We start from the raw sequence: 26,731 nt of genomic DNA, 5'->3' as shown, positions 1-26,731 counted from the left end.
ATGTTAAATAAATCACAAATTCGTTACTGCCTGGATATTTTCGAATCGATGTATCCGGATGCTGAATGTGAATTAAACCATACCAACCCATTTGAACTTCTTGTAGCTGTCGTCTTATCCGCTCAGGCGACGGATGCGCTGGTGAACAAAGTGACTCCGGATTTATTTGCCAAATATAAAAGTCCGGAAGATTATGTGAACGTACCGCTGGAAGAACTCCAGAATGACATCAAGCGGATCGGACTATTCCGTAACAAAGCCAAAAATATTAAAAAGTTGTCGGAGACCCTGCTTGAAAAGTATGACGGCGAAGTTCCCCCCACAAAAGAACAGCTGGAAAGCCTCGCCGGGGTGGGGAGGAAAACGGCAAATGTTGTTGCCTCGGTCGCTTTTGATGAACCAGCCATCGCCGTGGACACACACGTGGAACGTGTTTCCAAGCGGCTTGGCATCTGCCGCTGGAAGGATTCCGTCCTTGAAGTAGAAAAAACATTGATGCGGAAAGTCCCGGTAGAGGAGTGGAGCGTCACGCATCACCGGATGATCTTTTTCGGGCGCTATCACTGCAAAGCCCAGCGTCCCAACTGTGAAGAATGTTCACTGCTTTCCCTTTGCAGGGAGGGGCAGAAGAGAATGAAAAAGAAAGAAAAAAACGGATGAAAATACCCGTACGCATAAAAGCGTACGGGTATTTTTTACTCATCTTCTTCATCTTCTTCATTTTGCTGCAGCTCTGTATCATTTTCTTCCTGAGGAGGCTGCTCTTCTGAGCCGCCTCCTTCACCAGAATTTTCTCCGGAATTTCCATTATCAGCATCCGAATTGCTGTTATCTTCGTTATTCTGCTCGTTGTTTTCGTTCTCTTGATTGTTCTCTTGTTCTTCTTCAGGAGGGGTTTCACTTTCCTCCCCGTTTCCTTCTTCTCCATCGGAGTTTTCATCAGCTTCCTCGGTTTCTTCTTCTGCTGGTTCCTGCTCTTCAGAAGGTGGTTCTTCATCACTATTTTCTTCGGTTTCTTCGGTTTCTTCGGTTTCCTCCGGTTCTTCTTCCGGTTCTTCATCTCCGATAGAACCAGGTGTCTGAACACGGACAGTGGCAGGATCGCTGTTTTCAGCTTCTTCGTTATCGCTGATGGCAACGACGGAAAATTCATAGGTGGCAGCAGGGTCGATGCTGGTAATTTCCACGCTGGTATCCTTCGTCGTTGTAAGCTGTCTGCTTTCACTGCCGTTAATGGATGCAGCGATACGGAAAGTTACGCCATCAGTACTGCCATATTTCCAGTTCAAATCAATCGTCGATGACTCTTCATTGAATTGACCGGACAACCCTTCAACAGGGTCAAGCTTCTGGAATACCTGTGACACTTTGGAAGGCTGATTGTCTACATGAAAGAGCTCTGTAACGATCCGGCTTTCCGGGGTGTAATCACTCGGAAGGCGGGCGGGATTGGATCCTTCCTCAACGTCCACCCAGGATACGGAATCAGGTTTCGTAAAGTCAGCCGTATCCTTACCTTGAGAAATCTGGGTCATCAAAGGTTTAAATATCTGTTTAGGAATATTTCTAGCTGCATCTGACAGTCCACGGGAGTTATCTTCTCCGTACCCTGTCCAGATGGAGATGGAATAATTCGTCGTATAACCGCTGAACCATGAGTTGTTGGCTACATCTCCAATGTTCGTGGTTCCTGTTTTCCCGGCTTCTGGAAGGCTGGGCACGTTGGCGGACGCACCTGAACCTTCACTCATCGTGGTCTGCAGCATGTTGGATACCATATAAGCGGTGGCACTGCTCATAGCTGAAGACGGTTCAGGTTTTAAGTCAATCGTACCTTCCCCGGGAATTTCAACACTTTCAACAGTGTAAGGCTCCACGTAGACGCCTTCATTGCCAAAGGCCGCATATGCGCCTGCCATCTGAAGAGGGTTCATTCCTGTCGATCCTCCTCCAATGGCATCGTTCAAGGACATGCCTTCTTCTCCAAAGTCAACGCCGAGTCCTTCGGCAAAGTCCTGAGCCTTATCCACGCCGACTTCCTGCAGAAGTTTAATGGTAGGGATGTTCAATGAGCGGCTTAAGGCGTAGCGGGCAGTAACCCAGCCTCTAAACTGATTGTCAAAGTTATTCGGCGACCAGTCACCAAAGTCTGTTTGTTCATCATTGAGCTGATGATAGGTGGAAATTTTATTGTATTCAACCGCCGGCCCGTAAGCAGCAATCGGCTTGAAAGTGGAGCCGGGCTGACGGTTGATGTCTGTTGCAAAGTTGAAGCCTTCTTTCTGATAGTTCCTTCCTCCACCGATGGCTTTGACAGCACCTGTCTGGGTATCCGTTACAGCAAGACCGGTTTCCAGTTCATCGTCGGGCCAGGAAATACCGCCTTCATCGCTGAGGAGCTGCTGGACATAATCCTGTGTATCCGTGTCCAAGGTTGTATAAATGTTCAATCCGTCTTTGTAAATATCGGCGCCATCCATTTTTTCTTCAACTTCCTTGGCTACTTTGTCAATGAAGGCCTGGTAGGGAGTCGCTTCTTCCTGTTGTCTTTCGACCAGCATGTCCTCAATTTCAACATTTCTCGCTTCATCAGCCTCGGCTTCTGTGATTTTCCCGTGCTGGACCATCAGGCTCAGGACGGTATTCATCCTGTCTTTGGCAAGATCCGGGTTCTCAAAAGGCATGTATCCACTTGGACGCTGGGGCAGACCGGCAAGCAAAGCGGCTTCCGGCAGAGTTAGTTCATTCAGGTCTTTTTTACCGAAATACGTTTCTGCGGCTTCTGCTACCCCGTAGGCACCTGCGCCGTAATAGATCTTGTTCAGGTACATCTCCAGAATTTCTTCCTTGGAATATTCCTGGTCGAGTTTAATGGCCAGATACTGTTCCTGAACTTTTCGCTTAATCGTTTTTTCTGTTGTCAGGAAGGACTCCTTGACAACCTGCTGGGTAATTGTACTGGCACCCTCGGCACCAAATCCGCCTGTGATGTTGGCTAGAATGGCCCCGCCGATTCTTTGGAAGTCAATACCGATATGATCGTAAAAGCGGACATCTTCCGTTGCCAGCACCGCATCTTCCATGACCGCAGGAATATCATCGTACGTAATTTTTGTACGCCTTTCATCCCCGGCGAGATCAGCAATAAGCTCACCGTCATCGTCATACACTTTCGAAGAAAAAGGATCGGATAATTTCTCTTCATCCAGAGCGGGGGCGGAAACAGCATAATAAGTAAATAATGCACCGACACCGATCATCAGAACAATTCCTATAGTTAACAGGGTCATAAAGATTTTTTTGAACTTTGATGTTCCTTTAGTTTTTTTCGATGATTTCATTTGTTTTCGTCGTGCTGTACGCGACTGGCTATCGTTTGCCATGTTACATATCCTCCATTTCAGAAATAAAGCTTATCCAAAACCCCGGCGTAATCAATCCGGGCCTGGTAACGAAAAGGAATACGAAAACCTTCCTTGTCAATACTGTTGTAGGGGATCGATTTCCGACCTCCGTTCTGCTGATCATCCCAATAGGCGAACAGCGTCGAAGAGGGTAGAAGGTAGACCTCATCCCTGGGTGTGAATTTAATAATGAAAAAGCTGATGCCCCCGTGTTTTTCCACGGCTTTCATATGATCCACCTGATGCTGATGGACATTACTGAGTGGAAAAGACGTTTTATTCTTCGTCTCTTTTGCCTCAAAATCAATGTACCTGCCACGATAGACACCATTATAGTCTGTCGTGGACGCCTGTTTAAAATAAGCTTCCTTAATAACGGCCGCACTGCGCTTTGGGTAATCCACCTGAACGATCTGTACGGGTGTCGGTTTTTTGTGGATGACCGCCGTTCCGGCCTGCAGATAATATTCATTCGTTAAATTAATGTCTTCTTCAAGGGTCATTCCTCTGTTGCTGAATTCTGGTTTTGTCTTTCCTTGGGGAGCAGCATGACGGCTTGGGCTGCGTCTCCCGTTGGGATAATTCAATGTTTTTCCCTCCCTGTAGCCATGAGAGTATCATACCAAAATTTACGCTCCACGCATATATACTAATGGTTCAATTCTTATAGACGTTTGAACCAGAGGAAAGTTTCATTTTGTCACAATTCCGACACAGAAAGATTCAGCACCAGGGAAATTTCCCTATGAACAGACATGTTAAACCTGTATATATAGTCCTTCGAAAATCCCTTTTCGTTTGTGAGGATAAAAAAACTGCTGCTAAAAGAAATAGCAGCAGCATCATCCTTATGTGGCCGGTCGGTTTTCTCCCGCCAGCTTAGGATTGTCAGTCTCGGCTTTCACCGGTTTTTTCTTCTTCTTATCTTTTTTTCCTGCCATGTGTACTCCTCCTTTAATGTCGAAGGTAATGATGGTTTTGACTTGTTTTGTTGCTTTAGTTCTAGTCTTGTCATTCCTAAAGGAGATATGCATGGGGAAGAGAATTTGTTATGTATCCAATAAAGGGGGAGATGCCCATGACCAAGCCGATTGTCGTCACGCCTGAGGAATTTGAGCGTCAGCTTTTTCAGCTGCAGGAAAAATTCTCACTCCTTGAAAGAAGAATGTCCTTGAAAGCGGATGAGATTGTTTTCTCCATGACGGTCGCCCACCGGAAAGAAGTGGATGATTTAAAGGAAGAGGTTTTGAACCTGCAGGGTGAGTTGAGGCATATGAAAAAAGAAAAACGCCAGGCTTACATGGGAAGAATCGCGCAGCAGGCTAAGAAAAGGTCTGTCGGATAAAATTGATGCCATCCCTGCCCGCATGATAGAGTAGAAAGGAAAGGTGTGGGAGGATGTCGTTAAAAGAATATACACTGGAATTGAAATCCTTGATCGATCAACAGCATAAACGCTTTCTCCAGACAGATGGACCTGTGGACAGAAACAACCGGGATTTCTTCGAACATGTGAAGGAAAAAACGAAACCGATGTTCGAGGTCAACCATCAATGGATGGAGGAAGCGGAGCAGTTTGTGAAAAATAGAGAATCGTCCGTTCACCCGAATCAGGTGAAATCGACACATGAAAATATTGAGATGATCATTCTCCACAGCTATTACCTGGATGTGGATCGCAAACGGTTCAAGGAATTATATCAGTCATCCCATTATGTGCTGGATATGATTTTGAGTGATATCGAAAAAAGGTCATCGTAAGAAAACAATAAAACCGGAGCTGATGAAGTCAGCTCCGGTTTTATTTGTTAGGCCCGCTTTTCCCTTTTCGTCACTTTTGCGAAAATCAAATAGAACGAAGGAACGAGCAGTAATGTGAGTATTGTGGAAAAAGCAAGCCCGGAAACGATCGATACAGCTAATGGCCTGAATAAGACATCGCCGGAAAAGATGATCGGTGTTAATGCAGCGATGGATGTCAGGGAAGTCAGGACAATGGGACGGATTCTAGCACGTCCTGCTTCAATGACGGCTTCTGTTGTCGTCGCATAGGAGCCGAGATTCTGCTCAATGAATTCCACCAGAATGACGGAATTTCGAACGACTATGCCGGACAAGGATACGATACCCAGAACAGCCAGGAAGCTGAGTGGTTCACCTGAAACGAATAGTCCTACAATGGCACCCGTGACAGCGAGGAATACCGTTCCAGTAATCAGCAGCGGCATAAACAGGGAGTTGAATTGAACGGCAATGGTTAAATAGATCAGGAACAGAACGATTACAAATAACTTGGATACTTCAATGAAGAATTCCGTCTGCGCGTCATTCTGTCCGGTTTCTACAAGAGAATAACCTTCAGGCAGGTTCTCTTTAATGGAGGCAGTCACTTCTTCAGCTTTACTGGAAAATTCATCCTCGGAACCTTCCTGTGGATAGGCTTCGATCGTTAATGTGCGTTCTCCGTTTAAGTGAGGGATGACTCCGATGCCTTCCGTTTCCTCAACAGAGACTACTTCATCCAGTGTAAACGTTTCAGGCGGCCCGTTTTCACTGTTTGAAGCAGCTACGCGGAGTTCTTCAAGAGCTGCTCCTTCTTCGCTGCCATCATCCAGGATGACTTGGAGAGGCAGGCGTGTGACACCATTGTCGAATGTACCCAGCGGTGCGCCTGAATTGGCCAGCTGAAGCTGGGATATAACGGTATCAACGGCAATGCCATTCTCAGCAAGCAGAGCTCTGTCAGGGATATATTCAACAAACGGCTGATTTTTATCGGCGTTGATGGTTACAATTTCGGATTCCTCAATAGAGGAAAACTCTTGCTCAGCCTGCTCAGCCGTTTCAAACAACTGATTGATATCCGGGCCTTGAATCTTCACTTGAACAGGTGGAGAAGGCGGCGGACCTGATACGATGGTCTCCAGGAATATTTCTGCATCTGGAAACTCATTGCGAAGCGGTTCCTCCCATTTTTTAATAAAAGCGGAAGCGCTTGTTTCTTCCCTGTCCACCCGGATGAGCACCTGTCCGGTATTTTCTCCAGTCTGCTGGAGTCCGGAGCTGAACAGATTCGGAAGGCCTGTACCTGCGTAAGTGGCTGTTTCCGTTACGGGTTCCTCCGAATCCTCGATAAAGCGTACCATATCCTGCAGGGTTGTTTCTGTGTCCTCAAGCGTTGTTCCTTTCGGATTTTCCACATTGATAGTCACTTCAGGTCTGTCGGCAGCCGGGAAAAATTCAAATGGAATTTTAACGGCAAGCAGGGCAAGCAGGATGCAGATCACGATTCCGGATCCAGCCGTCACCCATGGCCGTTTCGTCGTTTTAGGAAGCAGACGGCCGGCATAGACACGCTCAAGCCGGTCGAAAAGTCCGCCCAGCAAGCCTGTTTTAGATTTTTTCTTTTGTTTGGTTTTCCGTTTCCTCGCATACTGGACCGTTGGAATCAGTGTGAGTGCGATGATGGTGGAAGCGGTGATTGTAAAAATCAATACAGAAGGAAGCGCTCGAATGAAATCGCCGTTAGTCCCTGAAAGGAACATGAGCGGAAAGAAACTGAAAATGATCATTAATGTAGAGGTCACTATGGATTTTCCTACTTCTCTTACTCCTCGTACCGTACCTTCAAGAGGACCGTCTCCCAGTTGAAACCTGCGTTGTATATTATCGTTGACCACGATGGCGTCATCAACCAGTATACCGATGGCTATGATCATGCCGATGATGGAAATCTGGTTAAGGTCAACGCCTACATACGGAAGCGGAATCAAGCCGATTATGATGGAAACAGGTATAGCCAGGGCGACCAGAACGGCCGATGATAGAGGCAGACCCAGGACCATGATTACGATAACAGCAAGCAGCGATATTCCAAAGGAAGTGATTAAGTTCGTAAACACTTCTTCAATAACGGTACTTTGGGTATAAAATTGTTCGACTTCTATGTTTTCAGGCAGATCCCCGCTCAATTCTTTGACCTGTCCGGTGATCTGTTCCTGCAGTGCGGATATGTTGACTCCTTCTTCAGCGAGAATCGTTACAGAAAGAGCCGGCTTTCCTTTATAGATAATACGATCTTCCAATGCTTTGTCTGTGATTGTCGTTTCCCCTGCATCGGATAAGGAAAGAGGGGATCCGTCAGGGCTGGTGCCTATATTTAACCCGCCCAGTTCCTCTGCACTTTCGTACTTTTGAAACAGCAGCTGCTTAATTTCACCATTGGTTTCCTCTGTTCCAATAGCGGAAGGACTGATTTCCTGCTGGAGTTTTTGAATGACAGCCACAGGTGTGAGCTGGTTTTCCTCGAGGAATTCATTGTCTAGTGAAACGGTCAACTGCTCGTCCGGCAGCCCTTTGACCAAAATCGACTGGACCCCTGTGATGGAGGTGAGTTTTTCTTCCCACACCTTTATGTCACTGCGCAGGTCATACAGACTTTCCTGTTCATCAGCAGTCAGGTTATAGGAAGCGACAGCAGACATAGTCGTGTCTGTATTGACTTCAGGTTCCTGAACCTCATCAGGGAACCCGCGGGAAACATCGGATACGGCTTGTCTGATTTGAGAATTCACCGTATCTACAGAGGCCCCGCCTGCCAGGGACGCTGTTACAGACCCGAAACCTGATGTAGAGGCGGAAGTGAGTTCGTCCACACCTTCAAGCGAAGATAATTCCTCTTCAAGAGGGTTGATAATGGTACTTTCCACTTCCTGGGGCGTGGCTCCAGGGTAAACCGTGGAAATGGAAGCGACGTTTACGTTAATTTCAGGAATTTCCCGTTTGGGAAGCTGCAGGTACGTGAAGATACCTGTAAACAATAATAGTAAAATAAATACCCATACAATCTTGTTGTATTGTAATAGTGTCTTCATGTGCTTTCCTCCCTTATTCTTTATGTGCTTCTCCAGTATACGCTTTTTTCCGACACATGTGTCAAATATCAACCTGCTCAATGTGCCGGGTTTCCTCTATTGAAATCGCTTTACTTTTGTTTTTCATTCATATATAATGACCTTCCCACTAATAGGGAGGGATGACGTTGGAACAAAAACAATTGATGAAACATGCCGTTGAAGCCAGAGGTACGGCTTACACACCTTATTCCAAATTTCCTGTAGGAGCAGCGCTCATTACAGAAGACGGCAGCCTGTATACAGGGTGTAATATTGAAAATGCCGCGTATCCGGTGTCCTTATGTGCAGAGCGCGTCGCTATATTCAAAGCCATTTCCGATGGACATAAAAAGTTCAAGTCTCTTGCTGTAGCGGCTGACACAGGAAGGCCTGTACCTCCTTGTGGATCCTGCCGCCAGGTGATGAGTGAATTTTTCGATTCCTCAGTAGCGATTTATACAACCAATTTAAACGGTGATTCCAAAACATTTACGATGGATGAAATCCTGCCGTTTTCCTTTGCGCCTTCTGATCTTCCGGAAGAGTAATGGATTTGAATGACGAGAAAGACTGTCGAAATTACGGCAGTCTTTCTTTTATGTATTCGCTGACATTCTTTGGATATCGGCATGTGAGTCAGCGATTTACGTGGGCTTTTTACCGTTCAAAAGAAGCTTGTTCTTCTTTCTAATTATTGGTGTACAAGCAGAATGAGCGGGAGATATGATGATTTCGCCTAGTACATCCTTCCCGTTTATGACATACGCTGATAAGGAATAACAGAACAAGGAGTGAAGGAGAATGCATCACCATTCAATGCATGACTCGTGCGGCTGTGGACCGATGTCACAGTGCAGCAACCGCTGTCCAATTGTATGTCCGGTCCAACATTGTGTTGTAGACAATTTTTTCTGTGAAAATCAGGATTACATTCACCCGACACACATTCTCGTAAGAAATAACCACTTGTTGAACAATAACCATTACTTCCCATACATGGTTTCCGAACAAAACAATTTCCAAACGCAGGAATTTGCCTACCCTCAAGGGTCTTCTCCAGACTATAATTGGATGGAAAACATGAACCAGCAGGGTGCGGGCCCTATGGGAGATATGGAAGAAGGCGAAATGGCAGATATGAACGGACAAATGCCAATGAACCAGATGCCGGGAATGAACGGAATGAACGGCCAGATGCCGATGATGAACCAAGGCCAGATGCCTGGGATGAACGGCCAGATGCCGATGATGAATCAAGGTCAGATGCCTGGAATGAACGGCCAGATGCCGATGATGAACCAGGGGCAGATGCCTGGGATGAGCGGCCAGATGCCGATGATGGGTCCGGGATTCGGAGAGTAAATCAATAAGCCACCACACCAGTGGCTTATTTTCTTTTTGTCTTAAACATGGGTAAAATAGAGAAATCAAGGAACAAATGAAAGGCGGTGCGTCTGTGAGAACGTTAGTGGTTACCGGTTACAAACCTATGGAAATAGGGATATTCAAACAACAGGATGATAAAGTCTCCTTTATAAAGGAAACCATCAAAAGGCGTCTGATTACATATATCGATGAAGGTCTTGAATGGGTGCTTGTTTCCGGGCAGATGGGTGTGGAACTCTGGACCGCTGAAGTCGTTCTTGACCTGAAGGATGAAGATTATGCGGTCAACCTCGGCATCATTCCTCCTTTTGAGAACCAGCAGGAGCGCTGGCCGGAAGATCTGCAGATGATTTATGAGGAAGTTACGATGACGGCTGATTTTTTCCAACCTGTTTATAATAAGGGGTATGAAGGACCGTATCAGTTCAAGGCCAGAGATCAGTTTCTTATTGAACACTCGGATGCCTGCCTCGTTTTATATAATGAAGAGACCGAGGGCAGTCCACGCTTCTTTCTAAATATGGCGGAAAAAGCTGTGGAAAAAGGAAATTATCAGATTCTATATATTACCCCGTTTGATTTGGAGGAAACCGTTGAGGAAATGCGGATGGCTGATCCGGATTTTTGGAGTCAGTGATTTTTTATACAAAAATGAAATTGACAATTGGGTCTCCATTTGAAAAAATGTAGGTAATGTGTGGAACAGAGGTGAAAAGAATGAACTTAGAAGAGTATCATTTGACAGGTAAGGATATACTGGAAAAAGACTTTAAAACATCCATGCGGGGGTACAACCAGGAAGAAGTGGATGAGTATCTGGACTTAATTATTCAGGACTATGACCGCTTCCAGCAGGAGATTGAACGCCTCCAACACGAAAATGAACGTTTGAAGAAAATGTCCTCAAGAGAGACGGCTTCCAGGCAGAAGCAGAACACAGGCAGCACACCGCAGGTCAATTACGACATTCTGAAGCGGGTCTCCAATCTGGAAAAAGCTGTGTTCGGAAACAAATACGCCGAAGAATGACAAAAAAATCCACATGACAAAAGCGAAGGATTCTGGTATACTCTATCAGTGCTTCATTAAAGCGTAAATGAAACAGATGACAACATACATTTGAATACTCGGGTAATCGCTGCGCAGCTTGACTGTGCAGAGGAAAGTCCATGCTCGCACAGTACTGAGATGTCTGTAGTGTTCGTGCCTGACGAAATCATAAGTCAGGGGAGTTCTTTTGAACTTACGGCAGGGAAAATTCCTACGTCTAAGGATAGGGAATGACTACCTTGAAAGTGCCACAGTGACGGAGCCGGTATAGAAATATGCCGGGTGGAACGAGGTAAACCCCGCGAGCGAGCAACCCAAATTTAGGTAGGGGCACTTTTTGAAGGGAAACGAACCGGAGAAAAGGCCGTTTTACGGCAGATAGATGATTGCCACCGGAGTACGAGGCTGACCACCGCTGGCAGTACGATGGAACAGAACATGGCTTACAGAGTATTCAAAGGTCGTTCATTATGTATAAGCTACCCTTCTGGAAAGCCCTATGCTTTTTAGAAGGGTTTTTATTTTGACTTTCATATGTAAATGGAAAGGCAGGGAGAAAATATGGCGGGAAAAGTAACGTTAATTGCGACAGCGGCGATGGGCCTGGAGTCAATCGTCAGTAAAGAAGTGAAAGCGCTCGGGTATGAGGATGTGGAAGTGGAAAATGGACGTGTCCTTTTCAAAGCCGATGTGTCAGCCATTCCGCGTACGAATTTGTGGCTTCGGACAGCAGACCGGGTTAAACTGCTGGTCGGCCGGTTCAAAGCGACAAGCTTTGATCAATTGTTTGAAGAAACGAAAGCCCTGCCATGGGAAACGTTCATTGAAGAAGACGGTGAATTCCCCGTTGTAGGAAAATCGGTTAAATCGAAACTGTACAGTGTTCCGGATTGTCAGGCGATTGTTAAAAAAGCGATTGTGGAACGGTTGAAGAAAAAGCATGGAGTGGCCTCGTGGCTGAAGGAAACCGGCTCCTTTTACAGAGTGGAAGTGGCCATTCATAAAGATGAAGCCCTTCTTACAATCGATACATCCGGTTCAGGTCTCCATAAGCGCGGATATAGAGTGGGACAGGGGGAAGCCCCGTTGAAGGAGACAATGGCCGCAGCACTCGTTCAGATTACGAACTGGCATCCGGACAAGCCGTTTGTCGATCCTTTCTGCGGTTCTGGAACCATCGCGATCGAAGCCGCTTTGATCGGGCAGAATATTGCACCAGGGTTTAATCGCGAATTTGCATCGGAAGGCTGGGGATTCATTCCTCAAAAAGCCTGGGATGATGCCTTTCAGGAAGCGGAGGATGCCGCCGATTATGATCAGCCTCTCGACATTACAGGGTCAGACCTTGATCCGAAAATGATTGAAATCGCCAGAAAAAATGCGATGGAAGCGGGACTTGGTGAGCTTGTGTCGTGGAAGCAGATGCAGATGAATGATTTGAAGCCGAAGCATGATGGGGGATATATTGTATCCAACCCACCTTACGGGGAGCGGATCGGTGACCGTGAAGAAGTGGAGCAGATGTACAGAGATCTTGGTACGATCATGCGTGATTATCCATCATGGAGCGTTTACATCCTGACGTCCCACGAAGGATTCGAAAAGCTGTACGGCCAGTCCGCTACAAAGAAGAGGAAGCTCTTCAATGGATATATCAAGACGGACTATTATCAATATTTCGGGAAGAAGAAAAAACAGACAGCCAAAGAGTTTTAAAGAGTGAAGGAGAAGACCGTCCGGATGACCGGGCGGTCTTTTTCTATTCCTGTGTGTAAAGAGAAAGACTGCTATAATGAAAAGGCAGCTACATAACGATGATGTAAAAAGGAGAGGGTATAGTGAGCAGTCATACAGAGAAGGAATTTCAGGCTCTGCTGAAGGAACAGGCGTCCTATGAAGAAGCTATTGGGTTAATGGCCTGGGATATGCGGACGAAAGCACCGAAAAAAGGGATAGAAGGACGTTCAGAGGTGATTGGAGTCCTTTCTTCCAAAGTGCATGAAATCCAGACCTCTGATCATATGAAAACGATGATCAGTGAATTGAAGGGGCGGACATCCAGTCGGCTGATGGAGAGAGCAGTCGAGGAAGCGGAAGAAACGTACCTTCGCACGGTGAAAATCCCGGCAGAAGAATACAGGGAATACGTGACACTGCAGAGCCGGGCGGAAGCGGTCTGGGCGGAAGCAAAGGACAACAATGACTTTGCCTTATTCCAGCCCTATTTAGAAGAACTGGTGGACTATAAGCGACGCTTTGCTGAATATTGGGGATATGAAGAGCATAAATATGACGCGCTCCTGCACAGTTATGAGCCTGGCATGACCGTCCGGATTCTTGATGAGGTTTTTCCTAAGGTAAGAGAAGCGTTGACAGGTCTGCTTTCTGATATTCAAGCTTCTGATAATAAACCCGACCCATCGGTTCTGGAGGGACATTTTCCTAAAGATCAGCAGGCAGCCTTCAGTGAGGAGATTTTGAAGCGGATGGGCTATGATTTTGAGGCGGGACGTCTGGATGAAACCATCCATCCATTTGCAATCGGATTGAACCAGAAGGATGTGCGGGTAACGACGAAATATGATGAGAAAGATTTTCGGACCGCTGTATTCGGGACCATTCATGAAGGGGGGCACGCTTTGTATGAGCAGAACATTTCAAAAGACTTGGCCTTCACTCCTCTGGCGGATGGGACAAGCATGGGAATCCATGAATCCCAGTCCCTTTTCTGGGAGAACTTTATCGCAAGAAGTGAAAGCTTCTGGAAAAACCATTACCCTGTCTTCAAGAACTATGCACCCGAAAGCTTTAAGGAGCTTCCTTTAAGTGACTTTTATAAAGCTGTAAATGAAGTGAAGCCGTCATTCATACGGATTGAAGCGGATGAGCTGACCTACTGCCTTCATATTATGGTCCGCTATGAGCTGGAGAAAGCCTTGATCGGCGGGGAAATTGAAGTGAAGGATCTTCCTGAGTTATGGAATAGGAAGATGGAGGACTACCTTGGCATCATCCCTTCCAACGACGGTGAGGGAGTGCTGCAGGATATCCACTGGTCAGGGGGAGATTTCGGTTACTTTCCTTCCTACGCTCTCGGCTATATGTACGCAGCCCAGATAAACGCGGCGATGAGGAAAGATATTGATGTGGATGAATGTATGGAAAAAGGGAATTTCAAACCGATTCAGGAGTGGTTGACGGTGAACATTCACAAGTATGGAAAAATGAAGAAGCCGCTTGAAATTATCCAGGATGTGACAGGAGAAGGGTTGAACCCCGATTACCTCATTACGTACGTCACTGAAAAATACCAGAACATCTATAAGTTATCCAAGTAATTAAAAAGATACCCAGCTGCATGCAGCTGGGTATCTTATCATTATGACATTTCACCAATTAAATCCGGGGCAGCTGGGAAGCCTGCATCTTTTAGAATCTGACCAAACTGCTCATTGAATTCCGCTGCTTTTTCATCGGCAGCTGAGAAGTCGGCTTCTTCTATGTTTTCATCCAATGCTTTTTCTACTTCCTCGTAGTAGGCCTGAAGAGAAGGCATGGCTTCCTGGATTTTTGTTTTCGTTTCATCAGGAAGTTCGGTTTCTATTGTGTAGTCTGAAGCAGCAGCCGCTGCTTCACCAGCAGCTGTTTTCGCTTCTTCGCCTGCTGATGTAATGGTTTCTGTATCCGGCTCTTCCTCAGCAGCCGCTGCTTGATAGGCGGAAATTTTCTGCTGGTGCGGTTTAAATGTATCGGTCAATTCCATCTGGGCATCCATCAGTGATTGTTTAAGATCCTGGCTGTTATCTTCTTCAGTTTCAGCCGTTTCTTCGTTTTGTCCTTCTGAATCACTGCTTTCTTCTGTGTCTCCGCTGCAACCGGCTGTTATCAATGCCGAAGTTACACCGAGAGCAATCAACCATTTTTTCAAAGTTATGACCCCCTTATGTAGTTACAACGTTTATTGTAAAAAAGCAGGAGGAAAATGTAAAGAATTAGCAAAAATGTTACAATATACTGAAAATTCATCGAATAAACAGGAGGATAACCTATGTATCTGCCAAATTTCAGACTGGATCACCGCTTAGCTGTTGTCACGGGAGGAACGAAAGGGATCGGAAGGGCCATTACACTGGCCTTTGCTGAATCCGGTGCAGACGTCATCATCATTGCCAGAAACAGCCGGGAGCTTGACCAAGTGAAGGATGACGTAGAGGAACTGGGGCAGCGGGCTTTTCCAATAGTAGAAGACATTAATCATTATGACCTTATCATTGAAAAAGTCGAGAACATAAGGCAGGGGCGACCCATTGACATCTGGGTGAATAACGCCGGCATGAATATCCGGAGTGAAGCTGCCTCCGTCTCCGAATCGGAATGGGACCAGATCATCAATACCAATATGAAAAGCGCCTTCTTTCTTTCTCAATATGCCGGACGGATCATGATGGATAACAGGGCAGGTAAGATTATTAACATCTCTTCTGTGGGAGGGCACACCGCTCTTCGTACTGGTGTGGTTTATGCCATGACGAAAAGTGCACTCATTCAGATGACTAAGAATCTTGCCCTTGAATGGGGGAAGCACAACATCAATGTGAACGCAATCGGGCCTTGGTATTTTCCAACCTCCCTGACAGAGAAGCTGCTTCAGGATGAGGAGTATGTGAAAGAAATTCTCGCACGGACGCCGTTAAACAGGATAGGGAAGCTGGAAGAACTCAGCGGCGCAGCCGTATTTCTTGCTTCAGATGCCGGCAATTATATGACAGGACAGACGCTCCTTGTAGATGGAGGCATGACCATTTACGGTTTCTAAAAACCGAACAAAACAGCCATCATCCATGGCGCAATCTATGCTTTATAACTCTAACTTAAAACTTAGTAGCAACTCCGAACTGTAAAAAGAAAAAACCATCAATAAGAAGAATTCGATACAAACATAAATCTCCTTTTTTTACACATAGTAAGAAAAAGGAGGATGACAATGCCTTACATTATTGCTGCAGGAACGGCCCGTGCAGAATATCCCTGTCCTCAAACAGATGTCCAGCATCTCGTAAAAGAACTGTTTCCCATGAAACCTCACGAAATGAAACGACTGCTTCCCATCTTTGAACATGCGGAAGTACATGAACGACAGTTTGCGCAGCCATTGGATTGGTATAAAAAACAGCACGGATTAAAGGAAAGAAATGACTTGTACGTCGATAAAGCTCTCCAGTACAGTTTAAAAGCAGTGAAAAATTGTGTAGGAAAGGTGTTTGGAGGAGATTTTGACTATGGAACCATCGATCACGTCATTTTTGTCTCATCAACAGGAATTGCCACTCCAACCCTCGATGCCTACATAATGAATGAACTGCATCTTAAAGAAAGTGTGAAACGAACCCCGCTTTTTGGTCTTGGCTGTGCAGGTGGAACGAGTGGAGTAGCAAAAGCTTATGAATGGCTGCTGGGACATCCGGATAGCTGCGTGCTGGTGGTTTGTGTGGAGCTCTGCAGTTTGACATTTCAATTGGATGATGCAACAACAAGCAACTTTGTAGGAACAGCATTATTCGGAGACGGTGCTTCTGCCGTGCTTGTTTCAGGTGATACATGGAAAATGAACAATCAGGTTCAAGAAGCGGTTCCTTCGATAATTAGTGCCAGCTCCAAAACAAAACGGAATAGTGAAGATGTAATGGGATGGCGTGTTGTGGACAATGGCTTTGAAGTGATATTCAAAAAAAGTATTCCACGGTTAGTGAAGGATTTCTGGAGTGTCCATGTACGTGAAGTATTGAATGAACACCAATGGGATGTCAGCGGGCTTCCATTTATCGTCGCTCACCCCGGAGGGAAGAAAGTACTGGAGGCGTATAAGGAAGTTCTCCATCTGGAGGATTCTGTGCTGATTTCCTCCAAACACGTATTGGCGCAGCATGGAAACATGTCCTCACCAACCGTCCATTTTGTCCTGGAGCATATCATGGATCAGCGGCCTGAAACGGGCACGCGTTCGTTGATGACATCTCTCGGGCCTGGCTTTAGTTCAGAAATTATCAGTTTGGAGTGGGTATAGATGGAGATGCTGTTGTGGCTGATCTTTTCGCTGATTATTTTTCAGCGCTTGGGTGAACTTATTCTGGCAGCAAGAAATCGGAAATGGATGCTTTCTCAAGGTGCGAAAGAATGGGGAAGTAATCACTATTATCTGTTCATCCTTCTGCATGCCCTGTTTTTTCTGTCCATCATAGCAGAATACACGTTTACTACTTTTGTGTTTCAACCAATCTTCTATCCCGCCGTTTTTCTTTTTATAGTTCTCCAAGGGATGAGAATATGGTGCATTTCTACGCTTGGCAAAAGGTGGAACACAAGGATTCTCGTTCTTCCTGAGGAAAAACCGATCAGCCGTGGATTATATAAATATATGAAGCATCCTAATTATGTGATTGTATTTTTTGAGCTGCTGGTGATTCCTGTATTGTTTCATGCTTATGCGACTGCCCTTGTTTTTCCTTTTCTTCATCTCATGGTTTTAACGGTCCGGATCCCGGAAGAAGAAAAAGCGCTGAAGGAGCGGGTATAGGAGGGATTTTCCGTTGCGGACCTGCCGAAGCTCTGCTATAATTTCTAAATAGAAATGAAAATCATTTTCAATTAGAAAGGTGTGCAGATGATGGTTCTGCTTCTTCTTGCTGTGATGATAGTGTACAGTGTGCTTATGGTCTATATAACAGCTCATGTCGGGGCTGCTCCTGCCATCGACCGATTGAAATTACAAAAACGTGTATCCCTCGAGGAAACGAGAAAAAAATAGGAAACATCCATCTCCGCCAGGCCCTGGGACCTGGCTTTATTTTTGAAAAAGAAGCAGAGAGAGAAGAAATTTGTCGAATAAAGATGCTATAATGGGGACGGACAGAAAGAGTGGCTTTGCACTCTTTCGCGAACGTGAAGGTTTCAACGATCTATGCACGAAGGAGCGTCCTATGAATCGAAAACATGACTTGGCTTATTTTCTTGAGGATCTATGGAGCAGAGGCTTTAAACTGAGTGATGAGGATGTACAGTTTATTTACTTTGGTAAAAATTCGACGAATGCAGCTGAATGGAAAACCATTATTGCCGTCCGGACGACACTGAAAGCACAGCAGTCCTTTGACGCCAGCTTCTTTATCAGTGTGCTGGAACTTATTGCAGACGCATCGATTACAAACAAGCGCCGGGCCTATGAAGTGGTGGAGCAGAAGCTGGCTTTAAAGAAGTCATAACAAAACCCAGATCAGTATTGATCTGGGTTTTGTGCGTGTTTCAACAGGCATTCGCGGGCGAGCTTGTCTGCATGCCGGTTTTGTTTATCTGGGATCCATTTATAAAATACAAAGGAAAAGGACTGTTCCAGCTCCTGAATGTGCTCGAATAAAGGAAGGAACTTTTTGTTTTTCGTATATTTCCGATCCAGTGTATCGACAGCGATTTTTGAATCAGACCGGATGGAAATGATCTCACCCGGGTAATACGACCGGCACAATTCCAGAGCGCGGCTGACCGCAAGGAATTCCGCTTCATGATTGGTCCATGTCCCAAGAAAGCACTGGTGTTCTTCGGTTTGATTGTTGGTTTTGATCACAATCCCCGCGGCGCTCAGACCCGGATCGCCGCTGCAGGCAGCATCGGTGTATATTTCAATCATGAAGGCCCTCCTCACTCAGAGCGTGGAAATTTTTTTGCTATATAAAAGAATGGGGTATCCAAAGCGGATACTATAAATTTAATGATGTAGGTGGTCAGGAATATTTCCAGCCATATGTCAAATGGATAAACGCCGTAAAAGGCGATGAAGCAGAAAACCGCTGTGTCCAGAAGCTGGCTGATCATGGTGCTTCCGTTGTTGCGGATCCATAAAAATTTATCATCTGCAAACCGTTTCTTCAGCCGGGCGTAGAGCCACACATCAAAATATTGACTCACCAGATAGGCGGCCAGACTTCCGGCTGCTACTCTCGGAACAATACCGAACAATGTTTCCAGTGCGGGGTGGGCGATATCATTGGATCCTGGCGTGAACAGGAGAGCCCCCTGCATAAGGATAGTCATGGCAAGCAGAGAACTGAATCCGAGCCAAACCGCTTTTCCAGCTTCTTTCTTTCCGTATTTTTCATTTAATATGTCTGTAGCTAAAAAGGCTGTTCCATAGACGATGTTTCCAAGTGTCGCCTGTAGACCGAACAACTCAATGGTTTTCACGACCTGGATGTTGGCCACCACTGTAGCCATACCGATCCAGACAAACAAGCCGGTTCTACCGAATATCCGGTACACACCAAGCAGAAGTATGAAGTTTATGATTGCAAAAATCAGCCATATCATTTCGTTATTCATGCTGTTATTCCTCCTAGTTTTGGTAACGCGGGAGTTCCCGAACCGCGTATGCGTACAACAGCGCTAAATTATACGACGGAACAGGCAGGAATGCAAGGATAACGGCAAATGAAAAAAAGCAATCTCAAAAGAGACTGCTTTTTTTGGAGATTTATGCTTTTACAACGTTGGCCGCCTGTGGACCACGGTCGCCTTCAACGATTTCAAATGTTACGGCCTGTCCCTCTTCAAGGGATTTGAAGCCTTCCTCCTGAATCGCAGAGAAGTGGACGAATACATCGTTGCCGCCCTCTACCTGGATGAAGCCGTAGCCTTTTTCAGCGTTAAACCATTTTACTGTACCATTCTGCATGTTGTTTCCTCCTAAATCTTGCACGTCAAACGTGGGAATTACAAATACAGACCGAAATAAAAAAACCATACAAGTGCGGAACATAAATTCCGGTCACTCCTATGGGCTTTACCAGTCATTTATCTTTCCGATCGTGATATTTGCTTACTACAAATATATCTTATGAGAAAAAAAGCGTCAACATTCAGACTATACTTTTTTCTTCAAAAAACCTTTTAAATGAAGATAAGGAAACGGATACATGTTGGGAGGGTCCGCAAGAGTGGATGACTATAACTATCAAGCGGTGTAAGGTACAATAGAGGTGGAAAATAGAAAGGATGATACATATGAAGAAAGACATTGATATAGCCCTTGAAGCACAAATGAAACCTATCAAGGACATAGCAGCCGGATTGAATCTCTCCGAAGAGGACTGGGAACCTTACGGACATTACAAGGCAAAGCTGTCTGACAAACTTGAACAAAAGCTGGAAGGCCGGTCATCCGGGAAAATCATCCTCACAACCTCCATTAACCCGACGCCTGCCGGTGAAGGGAAGTCCACGGTTACTGTGGGGCTTGGGCAGGCTTTGAACAAGCTGAACAAAAAGGCGGTCATCGCCTTGAGGGAACCTTCCCTTGGGCCGACAATGGGATTGAAAGGCGGAGCCGCCGGTGGTGGGTATTCCCAAGTGGTCCCTATGGAGGAAATTAACCTGCACTTTACAGGAGATATTCATGCGATTACTTCTGCGAATAATGCCCTCTCGGCTTTTATAGATAATCACATACACCAGGGGAACGAGCTGAATATCGACCCTCGTCGTGTTTCATGGAAGCGGGTGGTGGATTTGAACGACCGGGCCTTAAGAGAAGTCGTCGTAGGACTGGGAGGGCCTGTCAAAGGTGTACCGCGGGAAGATGGGTTTATGATTTCCGTCGCCTCTGAGATTATGGCTGTTCTTTGTCTGGCTTCAGATCTTCAGGATTTAAAAGAACGCCTGGCCCGCATGGTCATCGGGTATACGTATGACAGAAAACCTGTAACCGTTCAGGAACTCGGTTATGAAGGCGCTCTTACTCTCCTATTGAAGGATGCTGCTAAACCCAATCTGGTTCAGACTTTGGAGAATACTCCGGCAATCATACACGGGGGGCCGTTTGCCAATATTGCGCACGGATGCAACAGTGTCAAGGCTACGAAGATGGCTGCGAAACTCGGCGATTACGCCGTAACAGAAGCCGGGTTTGGAGCAGACCTGGGTGCAGAGAAATTCCTTGATATCAAAACACGTGCAGGCGGATTTGAACCTGATGCCGTTGTGATTGTGGCAACGATCCGTGCCTTGAAGATGCATGGAGGAGTGGACAAAAAAGAGCTTCACAACGAAAATACAGCCGCCTTAATGGAAGGGGCTGCCAATTTAAAAAAACATATGGAAACGATAGAGCAGTTCCAAGTCCCTTATGTGATTGCTGTCAATGAGTTTCCGACAGATACTAAAGCAGAGATCGCTGCCTTGACAGCGTGGTGTAGGCAGGAGGGTGCGTCCGTTTCTCTTGTCCAGGTTCATGAGAAAGGCGGCAGCGGTGGATTGGATCTTGCTGAAAAAGTCATAGCTGCAGCAGACCAAAAACATCAGCCGCTTGCCTACACGTATGAGCTCGAAGATGCCATAGAGCAGAAAATAGAAAAAATTGCCCGCAGGATTTATGGAGCCTCGGGCGTTGAATTCTCATCCAAAGCTGAAAAACAAATACGCCAGATGACCAACCTGGGCTTCAACCATCTGCCGATTTGTATGGCCAAAACCCAGTACTCTCTTTCCGATGATCCATCGAAGCTTGGACGTCCGGAAAATTTCACGATTGCAGTGAGAGATTTATATCCTTCCATCGGTGCTGGATTCCTGGTAGCTTTGACGGGAGATGTCATGACGATGCCGGGGCTGCCTAAAAATCCGGCAGCTCTCCAGATGGATGTTGATGCGTCCGGAGTTGTAAAAGGATTGTTCTAATCTTTGATCATCTTCCTGTGGACGCTGTTATACAAAGAGGAGGGACATCGATGACGATCAATATTGGACTTACCGGGTGGGGCGATCACGCCTCTCTCTATTCAGAGAAAACGCGTTCAGAAAACAAGCTTTCCGAATATGCTTCCCATTTCCCTGTAGTGGAAGTGGATACAGCTTTTTATGCGATCCAGCCCCTGTCCCGCTACGAAAAGTGGCTGAAAGAGACACCGGACTCATTCTCTTTTGTTATTAAAGCATTCAACCAGCTGACAGGACATGACAGGGAATCCAGGTCCGTTCAAGAAGCGAGAGATCTTATGCTCCGTTATGAGGAATCGGTCCAGCCGGTATGGGAAGCTGGAAAAGTAAACGCCCTGCTGTTTCAGTTCCCTCCGTGGTTTGATGTAAGAAAAGAGCACATCCGCAAATTGAGGTATATACGGGAGTGGCTGGAGCCGTATCCGATCGCTCTTGAATTCCGGAACCGAACGTGGTTTCAGGAGGAGTACAGAGAACAGACGCTTTCCTTTATGAAGGACCAGCAGTGGATTCACAGCATCTGTGATGAACCACAGGCAGGAGAAGGGTCCGTTCCCCGTATTCTTGTGCCGACCCATCCCAATAAGACGCTCGTGCGTTTTCATGGACGGAATACACACGGATGGAACAAAAATGGCCGGAAAGACTGGCGTAAAGTCCGTTTTCTTTACCGGTACAGCCATGATGAGCTTGCCGAATGGGCGGAGCGGGCCCGGGAGCTCGAACAGGAGACCCCTGAGGTTACGCTCCTATTCAACAATAATTCCGGCGGGGATGCCGCAGACAATGCCAAACAGTTTCAGGAAATGCTGAACATCCATTACAACGATTTAAATCCAAGACAGATGGATTTATTCAATTTTTAGGAGGTTCTATGAAGAAGACAGAGATGTTGGAAAGAATCCGGACCTATACGGCCTCGCAGTTTTCAGGGGATGCGACCGGCCATGATTACGAGCATATGAAACGGGTCGCCTTCTGGTCGGCTGCGATTGCCAGGAAGGAGAAGGGGGACCCCTTTATGTGTGAAGCGGCCGGCTGGCTCCACGATATTGGAGACCGGAAGCTGACAAAACATCCTGAACAGGCGTTGAAAGAAAGAGATTCGTTTCTTCTTTCCCTGTCCCTGACCCACAGGGAGGTAGAAGAACTGGATGCATCAATCCGTGATGTGTCGTTTTCAAAAGGACGTATCCCTCAAACGTGGACAGGAAAAATCGTCCAGGATGCTGACCGGCTGGATGCGATAGGTGCCATTGGTATCGCACGCACGTTTGCTTATGGTGGAGCACATGGACAGCCGTTGTATTCAGAAGATGGATCCCGCGATTCGTTCAGTCATTTTGAGGAAAAGTTACTGAAACTGGTCTCTCTAATGAATACGGAAACAGGCAGAAATGAGGCCTCCAGGCGCCATTCATTTATGGTACAATTCCTTGAAGAAATGCAAAATGATATTTTCATCACCAATGAGGAGGTTCATCATCATGACAAATAACGAACAGGCCTATCTTGATTTGTGCCGGCTCGTATTGGAAGAAGGCAGTGAAAAATCCGACAGGACAGGGACAGGTACATATTCTGTGTTCGGCCATCAGATGCGCTTTGATTTAGAAAAAGGTTTCCCTCTTTTAACGACCAAACGGGTGCCGTTCCGTCTGATTGCGAGTGAGCTGCTCTGGTTTATTAAAGGAGATACAAACATTAAATATCTTCTGCAGCACAATAACAATATTTGGAATGAATGGGCGTTCAAAACCTGGGTGGAAAGTGAGGACTACCACGGGCCGGATATGACGGACTTCGGCCGCAGGAGTCAGCAGGATCCGGAATTCCAAAAGGTTTATGAAGATCAGATGAATCGTTTTAAGGAGAAAATCCTTACCCATGATACGTTCGCTGATACCTACGGTGAGCTTGGTTCTGTTTATGGAAAGCAGTGGAGGGAATGGAAGACGAGCAGGGACGGCAGCATCGATCAATTGAAAAATGTGGTGGAAAGCATCAAATCCAACCCTGATTCCCGCCGCCATATCGTAACGGCATGGAACCCGGAGGACGTTCCTTCCAATATGGCACTGCCTCCGTGTCATGCCATGTTCCAATTTTACGTAGCGGATGGTAAGCTTTCCTGCCAGCTTTATCAGCGGAGCGGCGATATCTTCCTGGGTGTGCCTTTTAACATCGCCAGTTACGCCCTCTTGACACACTTAATCGCCCACGAATGCGGCCTCGAGGTCGGAGAGTTCATTCATACGCTTGGAGATGCCCATATTTACACCAATCACATAGACCAGATTCAACGACAGCTCAGCAGAGAACCCCGAAGGCTGCCGAAGCTTCACCTGAACAGTGAAATCTCAAGTCTTTTCGACTTTGAGATGAAGGATATTACAATCGAAGACTATGACCCTCATCCGGGAATAAAAGCACCGGTAGCGGTGTAAACCATAGAAAGGCTGTGAGACTGTGATTTCATTTATTTTTGCGATGGATCGTCATCAACTAATCGGAAAAGATAACGACCTTCCCTGGCATATCCCCAACGATTTTAAATTCTTTAAGGATATGACCTGGGGGAAAACCATCATCATGGGAAGAAAAACCTTCGAATCCTTCGGCCGTCCGCTTCCTGAACGAAAGCATATTGTTTTGACATCAAACGAATCCTATGACAGGGAAGGCTGTACCGTCATACACTCCACGGATGAGATTCTGAAACTGGAGCAGGAGCAGCCCGATAAGGAATGGTTCGTCATCGGAGGCAGTGTATTATTCGAGAAAATGCTTCCTTATGCCGACCGTATGTATCTCACTTATATTGACGCTGAATTCGAAGGCGACACCTATTTCCCGCCATTCAATTATGATCAGTGGACGTTATCCTCCGAAACGAAAGGCATGAAGGACGAGAAAAACCCTTATGACTATTACTTCCGAACCTACGACCGGAAGCGGATTTCATGAAGCCCGTATGCGGAGCTGTTCTGAATGAAGGGGGATCGACGAGGATGGGTATGGATAAAAGTTCTTTGCGGCTCGGCCGCACATCGGTGCTGGAAAGAATTTTGTCCCGCCTTGCTGTATTGACGCCGCATTTGATCATTAATCAACACGATGCACACCCGGTCTATCCGACAGTTCCGGAACATTTTGAGCAGACGGGGCCGCTCGGGGGTATCCATGCTGTCATGAACCATGCGGAAGCGGAGTGGATAGCCGTTACGGCCTGTGATACGCCCTTTCTTTCCGCGGAGGTTTACCGCCATCTGCTAACGTATGCGGATTCCCAAACGGACGCGGTGATTCCCTGCCATAACGGCCGCAGACATCCATTATCCGGTTTGTATCACAAACGGACGGTACATACCCTGGACACATTCATACAGCAGGGTGGAAGAAAAGTAGGAGAATTCCTGGCCGGGATCCGAACGAAGGACATCAACGATTTTTCTCCCATCCCTCTAAATGTCCTGGACAAGCATTTCTTCAACATGAATACACCGTCCGATTATAGAAAGGCGGAGGAATGGTTGAAAAAAGACGAAGGGATAGAGACAAACCCCCGTCATGAATGATATGATAAGGCTATCAAGAGAATTTTTCCAAGCATCAACGACGGTTCCGGGTCAAGGACTAGTCGTTTTGAGAAAAAGGCGGTGAGGATATGCTCTCAAGTATTGGTATTCCGGGGTTGATCTTAATTCTGACGATTGCTTTGGTGATATTTGGTCCAAAGAAACTTCCTGAAATCGGAAAGGCTGCCGGAGAGACATTAAAGGAATTCAAGAATTCGGCCCGCGATCTGACTAGTGATTCAGAGGAAAAGAAGACCGAAAAATAACCACCACCCTGCATAAACGGAGTGATTTCCATGTTATCAAGTATTGGAGTACCCGGGCTGATTCTGATTTTGATCATCGCTCTGGTCGTCTTCGGCCCTTCCAAGCTTCCTGAAATCGGCAAGGCCTTTGGAAGCTCTCTGAAGGAATTCAAAAAAGCGACCGGCGATATCATGTCCGATGAGGACAATGGGAAAACTGAAAAGAAAAAGACAGACTAAATGAATAAGGGAGATGTAAGGGTTTCCCCTTGCATCTTCCTTTTTGTCAGGCTGGAGGAAGCCTGGAGGTGAATGATTTGTCCGACGAAAATATATCTCAAGATATCGAAATGAACATAACCGACCATTTAAGTGAATTACGGAAACGCGTAATCTGGACGCTCGTCTTTTTTGCCGCCTTTTTTATTGCCGGCTTCTTCTACGTAGATCAAATTCAATACTTCTTCATCAAAGATCTACCCTTTGAACTGAACATGACCAGTCCAGGTGAAATCATCTGGATCATCTTTACATTCGCCACACTGGTTGCCGTTGTCGGAACTCTTCCTGTTCTGTCTCTGCAGCTGTGGCTGTTTATTAAACCTGCGTTGACCCCTAAGGAACGGAAGGCATCTCTTTCCTACATACCAGCCATCTTCATCTTGTTTCTGGGAGGGCTGACGTTCGGGTATCTCGTTTTCGTAGAGTTGATCCTTCCATTTCTGCTGTCGCTGAACAATGGGATGTTCAATGAGATTTATACAGTGGAACGATATTTCCGATTTTTATTCCGGGTGACGATTCCATTTGCGGTGTTATTTGAAATTCCGGTCATCGTCATGTTCTTAACCAGCCTGGGTATTGTTAACCCTGTCCTGCTCGTGAAGATCAGAAAGTATGCCTACTTTGTGCTGGTCATTATCGGCACGATTATATCTCCGCCGGATTTCATTCTGCAGCTGGTCGTGGCCGTGCCTTTAATTATTTTATATGAAATCAGTATCGTTTTATCGCGGATGGTTTATCGGAAAAAGCTTGAAAAGCACAGAGAATTTATGGAATCGGATATCGAAGAATAGGAAAGATCCCCGGCCGGGGATCTTTTTTCTTCAAGGAAGACCGGCTTGAATTTTTTGCCGGCTTCTTTTATTCGTGATAAAACTATAGAAAGAGAGACAGGAGGATTTGTATGAAATCTTTTTATCATTATATGATGCGTTACCGCGGAAACAAAAAAATGGATGAGGAGAAGCAGCTGGCTGAGTGGATGTTCAAAGATCACAGCTTTCCCAAACAGTCGGTCTCCTATGATGAAATCAGCCGCTATTTGGAGTGGAATGCTCCTTTTGCAGGGGCTCTCAGCCTTTTTGACCGGCTTTATGATGAATATGAAAAAGTAGAAGAATGAGGTG

31 protein-coding genes and 1 other RNA gene are annotated in these 26,731 nt (G+C 46.1%); 25 read left to right on the top strand and 7 right to left on the bottom strand.

Translation table 11 applies throughout. The features are described 5' to 3' along the window. On the top strand, window positions 1–660 hold the full coding sequence (nth, locus tag ACXAD6_RS09500; protein WP_474968666.1) for an endonuclease III: 660 nt from the start codon (window positions 1–3) through the stop codon (window positions 658–660). A 35-nt stretch (window positions 661–695) separates the two neighbouring features. On the opposite strand, the gene ACXAD6_RS09495 is transcribed toward nth, so the two are convergent. Both ACXAD6_RS09495 and recU read right to left on the bottom strand, forming a co-directional pair. Further along, window positions 696–3,383: a PBP1A family penicillin-binding protein gene (locus tag ACXAD6_RS09495; protein ID WP_474968665.1), complete on the bottom strand. Its 2,688-nt coding sequence runs from the start codon at window positions 3,381–3,383 to the stop codon at window positions 696–698. A gap of 17 nt (window positions 3,384–3,400) precedes the next feature. Then, window positions 3,401–3,991, bottom strand: a complete 591-nt coding sequence (recU, locus tag ACXAD6_RS09490) for a Holliday junction resolvase RecU (RefSeq protein WP_474968664.1) — start codon at window positions 3,989–3,991, stop codon at window positions 3,401–3,403. Window positions 3,992–4,482: 491 nt separating this feature from the next. Here recU and ACXAD6_RS09485 point away from each other — a divergent pair, with 491 nt between their 5' ends. Further along, window positions 4,483–4,749, top strand: coding sequence for a hypothetical protein (locus ACXAD6_RS09485; protein WP_474968663.1), 267 nt, complete (start codon window positions 4,483–4,485; stop codon window positions 4,747–4,749). Window positions 4,750–4,802: 53 nt separating this feature from the next. Then, entirely contained in the window at window positions 4,803–5,165 is a 363-nt protein-coding gene (locus ACXAD6_RS09480; RefSeq protein ID WP_474968662.1) for a DUF1798 family protein, read from the top strand. Window positions 5,166–5,212: 47 nt separating this feature from the next. Here the strand turns inward: ACXAD6_RS09480 and ACXAD6_RS09475 are convergent, their stop codons facing one another. Beyond that, window positions 5,213–8,278: an efflux RND transporter permease subunit gene (locus ACXAD6_RS09475; RefSeq protein WP_474968661.1), complete on the bottom strand. Its 3,066-nt coding sequence runs from the start codon at window positions 8,276–8,278 to the stop codon at window positions 5,213–5,215. 167 nt (window positions 8,279–8,445) lie between these two features. Here ACXAD6_RS09475 and ACXAD6_RS09470 point away from each other — a divergent pair, with 167 nt between their 5' ends. The 7 genes from ACXAD6_RS09470 to ACXAD6_RS09440 all read left to right on the top strand — a co-directional run bounded on the left by ACXAD6_RS09470 (window position 8,446) and on the right by ACXAD6_RS09440 (window position 14,073). Continuing rightward, the gene (locus ACXAD6_RS09470; protein ID WP_027954381.1) at window positions 8,446–8,847 is read left to right on the top strand and encodes a cytidine deaminase; all 402 of its coding nucleotides are present in this window, start codon (window positions 8,446–8,448) and stop codon (window positions 8,845–8,847) included. A gap of 253 nt (window positions 8,848–9,100) precedes the next feature. Further along, window positions 9,101–9,661, top strand: coding sequence for a CotD family spore coat protein (locus tag ACXAD6_RS09465; RefSeq protein ID WP_474968660.1), 561 nt, complete (start codon window positions 9,101–9,103; stop codon window positions 9,659–9,661). Window positions 9,662–9,755: 94 nt separating this feature from the next. Then, complete coding sequence (locus ACXAD6_RS09460) at window positions 9,756–10,322, top strand: SLOG family protein (RefSeq protein ID WP_474968659.1); 567 nt, start codon at window positions 9,756–9,758, stop codon at window positions 10,320–10,322. 80 nt (window positions 10,323–10,402) lie between these two features. Then, window positions 10,403–10,714, top strand: coding sequence for a cell division regulator GpsB (gpsB, locus tag ACXAD6_RS09455; protein WP_281658065.1), 312 nt, complete (start codon window positions 10,403–10,405; stop codon window positions 10,712–10,714). 94 nt (window positions 10,715–10,808) lie between these two features. Next, window positions 10,809–11,186: RNase P RNA component class B (gene rnpB / locus ACXAD6_RS09450), an RNA gene on the top strand. 110 nt (window positions 11,187–11,296) lie between these two features. After that, the gene (locus ACXAD6_RS09445) at window positions 11,297–12,451 is read left to right on the top strand and encodes a THUMP domain-containing class I SAM-dependent RNA methyltransferase (RefSeq protein WP_474968658.1); all 1,155 of its coding nucleotides are present in this window, start codon (window positions 11,297–11,299) and stop codon (window positions 12,449–12,451) included. Between the two features lie 122 nt (window positions 12,452–12,573). Continuing rightward, window positions 12,574–14,073 (top strand): carboxypeptidase M32, encoded by a 1,500-nt coding sequence (locus ACXAD6_RS09440; protein ID WP_474968657.1) that lies wholly within the window; start codon window positions 12,574–12,576, stop codon window positions 14,071–14,073. 41 nt (window positions 14,074–14,114) lie between these two features. Here ACXAD6_RS09440 and ACXAD6_RS09435 read toward each other — a convergent pair whose 3' ends face one another. Next, complete coding sequence (locus tag ACXAD6_RS09435) at window positions 14,115–14,663, bottom strand: hypothetical protein (RefSeq protein ID WP_474968656.1); 549 nt, start codon at window positions 14,661–14,663, stop codon at window positions 14,115–14,117. Between the two features lie 120 nt (window positions 14,664–14,783). Here ACXAD6_RS09435 and ACXAD6_RS09430 point away from each other — a divergent pair, with 120 nt between their 5' ends. The 5 genes from ACXAD6_RS09430 (at window position 14,784) to ACXAD6_RS09410 (ending at window position 17,994) form a co-directional block, all read left to right on the top strand. After that, window positions 14,784–15,551, top strand: coding sequence for an SDR family NAD(P)-dependent oxidoreductase (locus tag ACXAD6_RS09430; protein WP_474968655.1), 768 nt, complete (start codon window positions 14,784–14,786; stop codon window positions 15,549–15,551). A 168-nt stretch (window positions 15,552–15,719) separates the two neighbouring features. After that, the gene (locus ACXAD6_RS09425) at window positions 15,720–16,799 is read left to right on the top strand and encodes a type III polyketide synthase (protein ID WP_474968654.1); all 1,080 of its coding nucleotides are present in this window, start codon (window positions 15,720–15,722) and stop codon (window positions 16,797–16,799) included. Further along, window positions 16,800–17,309, top strand: a complete 510-nt coding sequence (locus ACXAD6_RS09420) for an isoprenylcysteine carboxyl methyltransferase family protein (RefSeq protein WP_474968653.1) — start codon at window positions 16,800–16,802, stop codon at window positions 17,307–17,309. 81 nt (window positions 17,310–17,390) lie between these two features. Then, window positions 17,391–17,540 carry a hypothetical protein gene (locus ACXAD6_RS09415; RefSeq protein WP_474968652.1) on the top strand — a complete coding sequence of 50 codons (150 nt, stop codon included), beginning with the start codon at window positions 17,391–17,393 and terminating at the stop codon, window positions 17,538–17,540. 172 nt (window positions 17,541–17,712) lie between these two features. Then, window positions 17,713–17,994, top strand: a complete 282-nt coding sequence (locus tag ACXAD6_RS09410) for a DUF6123 family protein (RefSeq protein ID WP_474968651.1) — start codon at window positions 17,713–17,715, stop codon at window positions 17,992–17,994. Between the two features lie 11 nt (window positions 17,995–18,005). Here ACXAD6_RS09410 and ACXAD6_RS09405 read toward each other — a convergent pair whose 3' ends face one another. From ACXAD6_RS09405 to ACXAD6_RS09395, 3 genes are all read right to left on the bottom strand, one after another. Continuing rightward, window positions 18,006–18,416 (bottom strand): ribonuclease HI family protein, encoded by a 411-nt coding sequence (locus tag ACXAD6_RS09405; protein WP_474968650.1) that lies wholly within the window; start codon window positions 18,414–18,416, stop codon window positions 18,006–18,008. Window positions 18,417–18,427: 11 nt separating this feature from the next. Then, window positions 18,428–19,105, bottom strand: a complete 678-nt coding sequence (locus tag ACXAD6_RS09400; RefSeq protein WP_474968649.1) for a queuosine precursor transporter — start codon at window positions 19,103–19,105, stop codon at window positions 18,428–18,430. A 151-nt stretch (window positions 19,106–19,256) separates the two neighbouring features. Then, window positions 19,257–19,457 (bottom strand): cold-shock protein, encoded by a 201-nt coding sequence (locus tag ACXAD6_RS09395; RefSeq protein WP_474968648.1) that lies wholly within the window; start codon window positions 19,455–19,457, stop codon window positions 19,257–19,259. 329 nt (window positions 19,458–19,786) lie between these two features. Between ACXAD6_RS09395 and ACXAD6_RS09390 the strand changes: the two genes are divergently transcribed. The 10 genes from ACXAD6_RS09390 to ACXAD6_RS09345 all read left to right on the top strand — a co-directional run bounded on the left by ACXAD6_RS09390 (window position 19,787) and on the right by ACXAD6_RS09345 (window position 26,727). Next, window positions 19,787–21,457, top strand: a complete 1,671-nt coding sequence (locus ACXAD6_RS09390) for a formate--tetrahydrofolate ligase (protein WP_474968647.1) — start codon at window positions 19,787–19,789, stop codon at window positions 21,455–21,457. A gap of 50 nt (window positions 21,458–21,507) precedes the next feature. After that, complete coding sequence (locus tag ACXAD6_RS09385) at window positions 21,508–22,362, top strand: DUF72 domain-containing protein (RefSeq protein ID WP_474968646.1); 855 nt, start codon at window positions 21,508–21,510, stop codon at window positions 22,360–22,362. A gap of 8 nt (window positions 22,363–22,370) precedes the next feature. Then, window positions 22,371–22,994 (top strand): HD domain-containing protein, encoded by a 624-nt coding sequence (locus tag ACXAD6_RS09380; protein ID WP_474968645.1) that lies wholly within the window; start codon window positions 22,371–22,373, stop codon window positions 22,992–22,994. Further along, window positions 22,984–23,943 (top strand): thymidylate synthase, encoded by a 960-nt coding sequence (locus ACXAD6_RS09375; protein ID WP_474968644.1) that lies wholly within the window; start codon window positions 22,984–22,986, stop codon window positions 23,941–23,943. The genes ACXAD6_RS09380 and ACXAD6_RS09375 overlap by 11 nt, the downstream gene beginning before the upstream one ends. 22 nt (window positions 23,944–23,965) lie before the next feature. Then, window positions 23,966–24,463, top strand: a complete 498-nt coding sequence (locus ACXAD6_RS09370) for a dihydrofolate reductase (RefSeq protein WP_474968643.1) — start codon at window positions 23,966–23,968, stop codon at window positions 24,461–24,463. Beyond that, complete coding sequence (gene mobA / locus ACXAD6_RS09365; protein ID WP_474968642.1) at window positions 24,460–25,074, top strand: molybdenum cofactor guanylyltransferase; 615 nt, start codon at window positions 24,460–24,462, stop codon at window positions 25,072–25,074. Before ACXAD6_RS09370 ends, mobA begins: the two co-directional genes overlap by 4 nt. An 89-nt stretch (window positions 25,075–25,163) precedes the next feature. Next, the gene (locus ACXAD6_RS09360; RefSeq protein ID WP_084163020.1) at window positions 25,164–25,340 is read left to right on the top strand and encodes a twin-arginine translocase TatA/TatE family subunit; all 177 of its coding nucleotides are present in this window, start codon (window positions 25,164–25,166) and stop codon (window positions 25,338–25,340) included. Between the two features lie 30 nt (window positions 25,341–25,370). After that, window positions 25,371–25,559, top strand: a complete 189-nt coding sequence (gene tatA, locus ACXAD6_RS09355) for a twin-arginine translocase TatA/TatE family subunit (protein WP_027954362.1) — start codon at window positions 25,371–25,373, stop codon at window positions 25,557–25,559. Between the two features lie 110 nt (window positions 25,560–25,669). Continuing rightward, complete coding sequence (gene tatC / locus ACXAD6_RS09350; protein WP_474970393.1) at window positions 25,670–26,398, top strand: twin-arginine translocase subunit TatC; 729 nt, start codon at window positions 25,670–25,672, stop codon at window positions 26,396–26,398. Between the two features lie 110 nt (window positions 26,399–26,508). Further along, entirely contained in the window at window positions 26,509–26,727 is a 219-nt protein-coding gene (locus ACXAD6_RS09345; RefSeq protein WP_474968641.1) for a YozE family protein, read from the top strand. Window positions 26,728–26,731 lie beyond the last annotated feature (4 nt).

It is taken from the genome of Halobacillus sp. ABH2_015 (assembly GCF_056158945.1).
Note: the sequence above shows the minus strand (reverse complement) of the source record. Positions and strands in the feature narration are given on the sequence as shown.

What these genes read in the sequence shown, in the direction of transcription:
- nth (WP_474968666.1), top strand. Translation starts at nt 1, where the DNA reads ATGTTAAATAAATCACAAATTCGTTACTGCCTGGATATTTTCGAATCG.
- ACXAD6_RS09495 (WP_474968665.1), bottom strand. Translation starts at nt 3,383, where the DNA reads ATGGCAAACGATAGCCAGTCGCGTACAGCACGACGAAAACAAATGAAA.
- ACXAD6_RS09485 (WP_474968663.1), top strand. Translation starts at nt 4,483, where the DNA reads ATGACCAAGCCGATTGTCGTCACGCCTGAGGAATTTGAGCGTCAGCTT.
- ACXAD6_RS09480 (WP_474968662.1), top strand. Translation starts at nt 4,803, where the DNA reads ATGTCGTTAAAAGAATATACACTGGAATTGAAATCCTTGATCGATCAA.
- ACXAD6_RS09475 (WP_474968661.1), bottom strand. Translation starts at nt 8,278, where the DNA reads ATGAAGACACTATTACAATACAACAAGATTGTATGGGTATTTATTTTA.
- ACXAD6_RS09465 (WP_474968660.1), top strand. Translation starts at nt 9,101, where the DNA reads ATGCATCACCATTCAATGCATGACTCGTGCGGCTGTGGACCGATGTCA.
- gpsB (WP_281658065.1), top strand. Translation starts at nt 10,403, where the DNA reads ATGAACTTAGAAGAGTATCATTTGACAGGTAAGGATATACTGGAAAAA.
- ACXAD6_RS09445 (WP_474968658.1), top strand. Translation starts at nt 11,297, where the DNA reads ATGGCGGGAAAAGTAACGTTAATTGCGACAGCGGCGATGGGCCTGGAG.
- ACXAD6_RS09430 (WP_474968655.1), top strand. Translation starts at nt 14,784, where the DNA reads ATGTATCTGCCAAATTTCAGACTGGATCACCGCTTAGCTGTTGTCACG.
- ACXAD6_RS09425 (WP_474968654.1), top strand. Translation starts at nt 15,720, where the DNA reads ATGCCTTACATTATTGCTGCAGGAACGGCCCGTGCAGAATATCCCTGT.
- ACXAD6_RS09420 (WP_474968653.1), top strand. Translation starts at nt 16,800, where the DNA reads ATGGAGATGCTGTTGTGGCTGATCTTTTCGCTGATTATTTTTCAGCGC.
- ACXAD6_RS09410 (WP_474968651.1), top strand. Translation starts at nt 17,713, where the DNA reads ATGAATCGAAAACATGACTTGGCTTATTTTCTTGAGGATCTATGGAGC.
- ACXAD6_RS09405 (WP_474968650.1), bottom strand. Translation starts at nt 18,416, where the DNA reads ATGATTGAAATATACACCGATGCTGCCTGCAGCGGCGATCCGGGTCTG.
- ACXAD6_RS09400 (WP_474968649.1), bottom strand. Translation starts at nt 19,105, where the DNA reads ATGAATAACGAAATGATATGGCTGATTTTTGCAATCATAAACTTCATA.
- ACXAD6_RS09395 (WP_474968648.1), bottom strand. Translation starts at nt 19,457, where the DNA reads ATGCAGAATGGTACAGTAAAATGGTTTAACGCTGAAAAAGGCTACGGC.
- ACXAD6_RS09390 (WP_474968647.1), top strand. Translation starts at nt 19,787, where the DNA reads ATGAAGAAAGACATTGATATAGCCCTTGAAGCACAAATGAAACCTATC.
- ACXAD6_RS09385 (WP_474968646.1), top strand. Translation starts at nt 21,508, where the DNA reads ATGACGATCAATATTGGACTTACCGGGTGGGGCGATCACGCCTCTCTC.
- ACXAD6_RS09380 (WP_474968645.1), top strand. Translation starts at nt 22,371, where the DNA reads ATGAAGAAGACAGAGATGTTGGAAAGAATCCGGACCTATACGGCCTCG.
- ACXAD6_RS09375 (WP_474968644.1), top strand. Translation starts at nt 22,984, where the DNA reads ATGACAAATAACGAACAGGCCTATCTTGATTTGTGCCGGCTCGTATTG.
- mobA (WP_474968642.1), top strand. Translation starts at nt 24,460, where the DNA reads ATGAAGCCCGTATGCGGAGCTGTTCTGAATGAAGGGGGATCGACGAGG.
- ACXAD6_RS09360 (WP_084163020.1), top strand. Translation starts at nt 25,164, where the DNA reads ATGCTCTCAAGTATTGGTATTCCGGGGTTGATCTTAATTCTGACGATT.
- tatA (WP_027954362.1), top strand. Translation starts at nt 25,371, where the DNA reads ATGTTATCAAGTATTGGAGTACCCGGGCTGATTCTGATTTTGATCATC.
- tatC (WP_474970393.1), top strand. Translation starts at nt 25,670, where the DNA reads ATGAACATAACCGACCATTTAAGTGAATTACGGAAACGCGTAATCTGG.
- ACXAD6_RS09345 (WP_474968641.1), top strand. Translation starts at nt 26,509, where the DNA reads ATGAAATCTTTTTATCATTATATGATGCGTTACCGCGGAAACAAAAAA.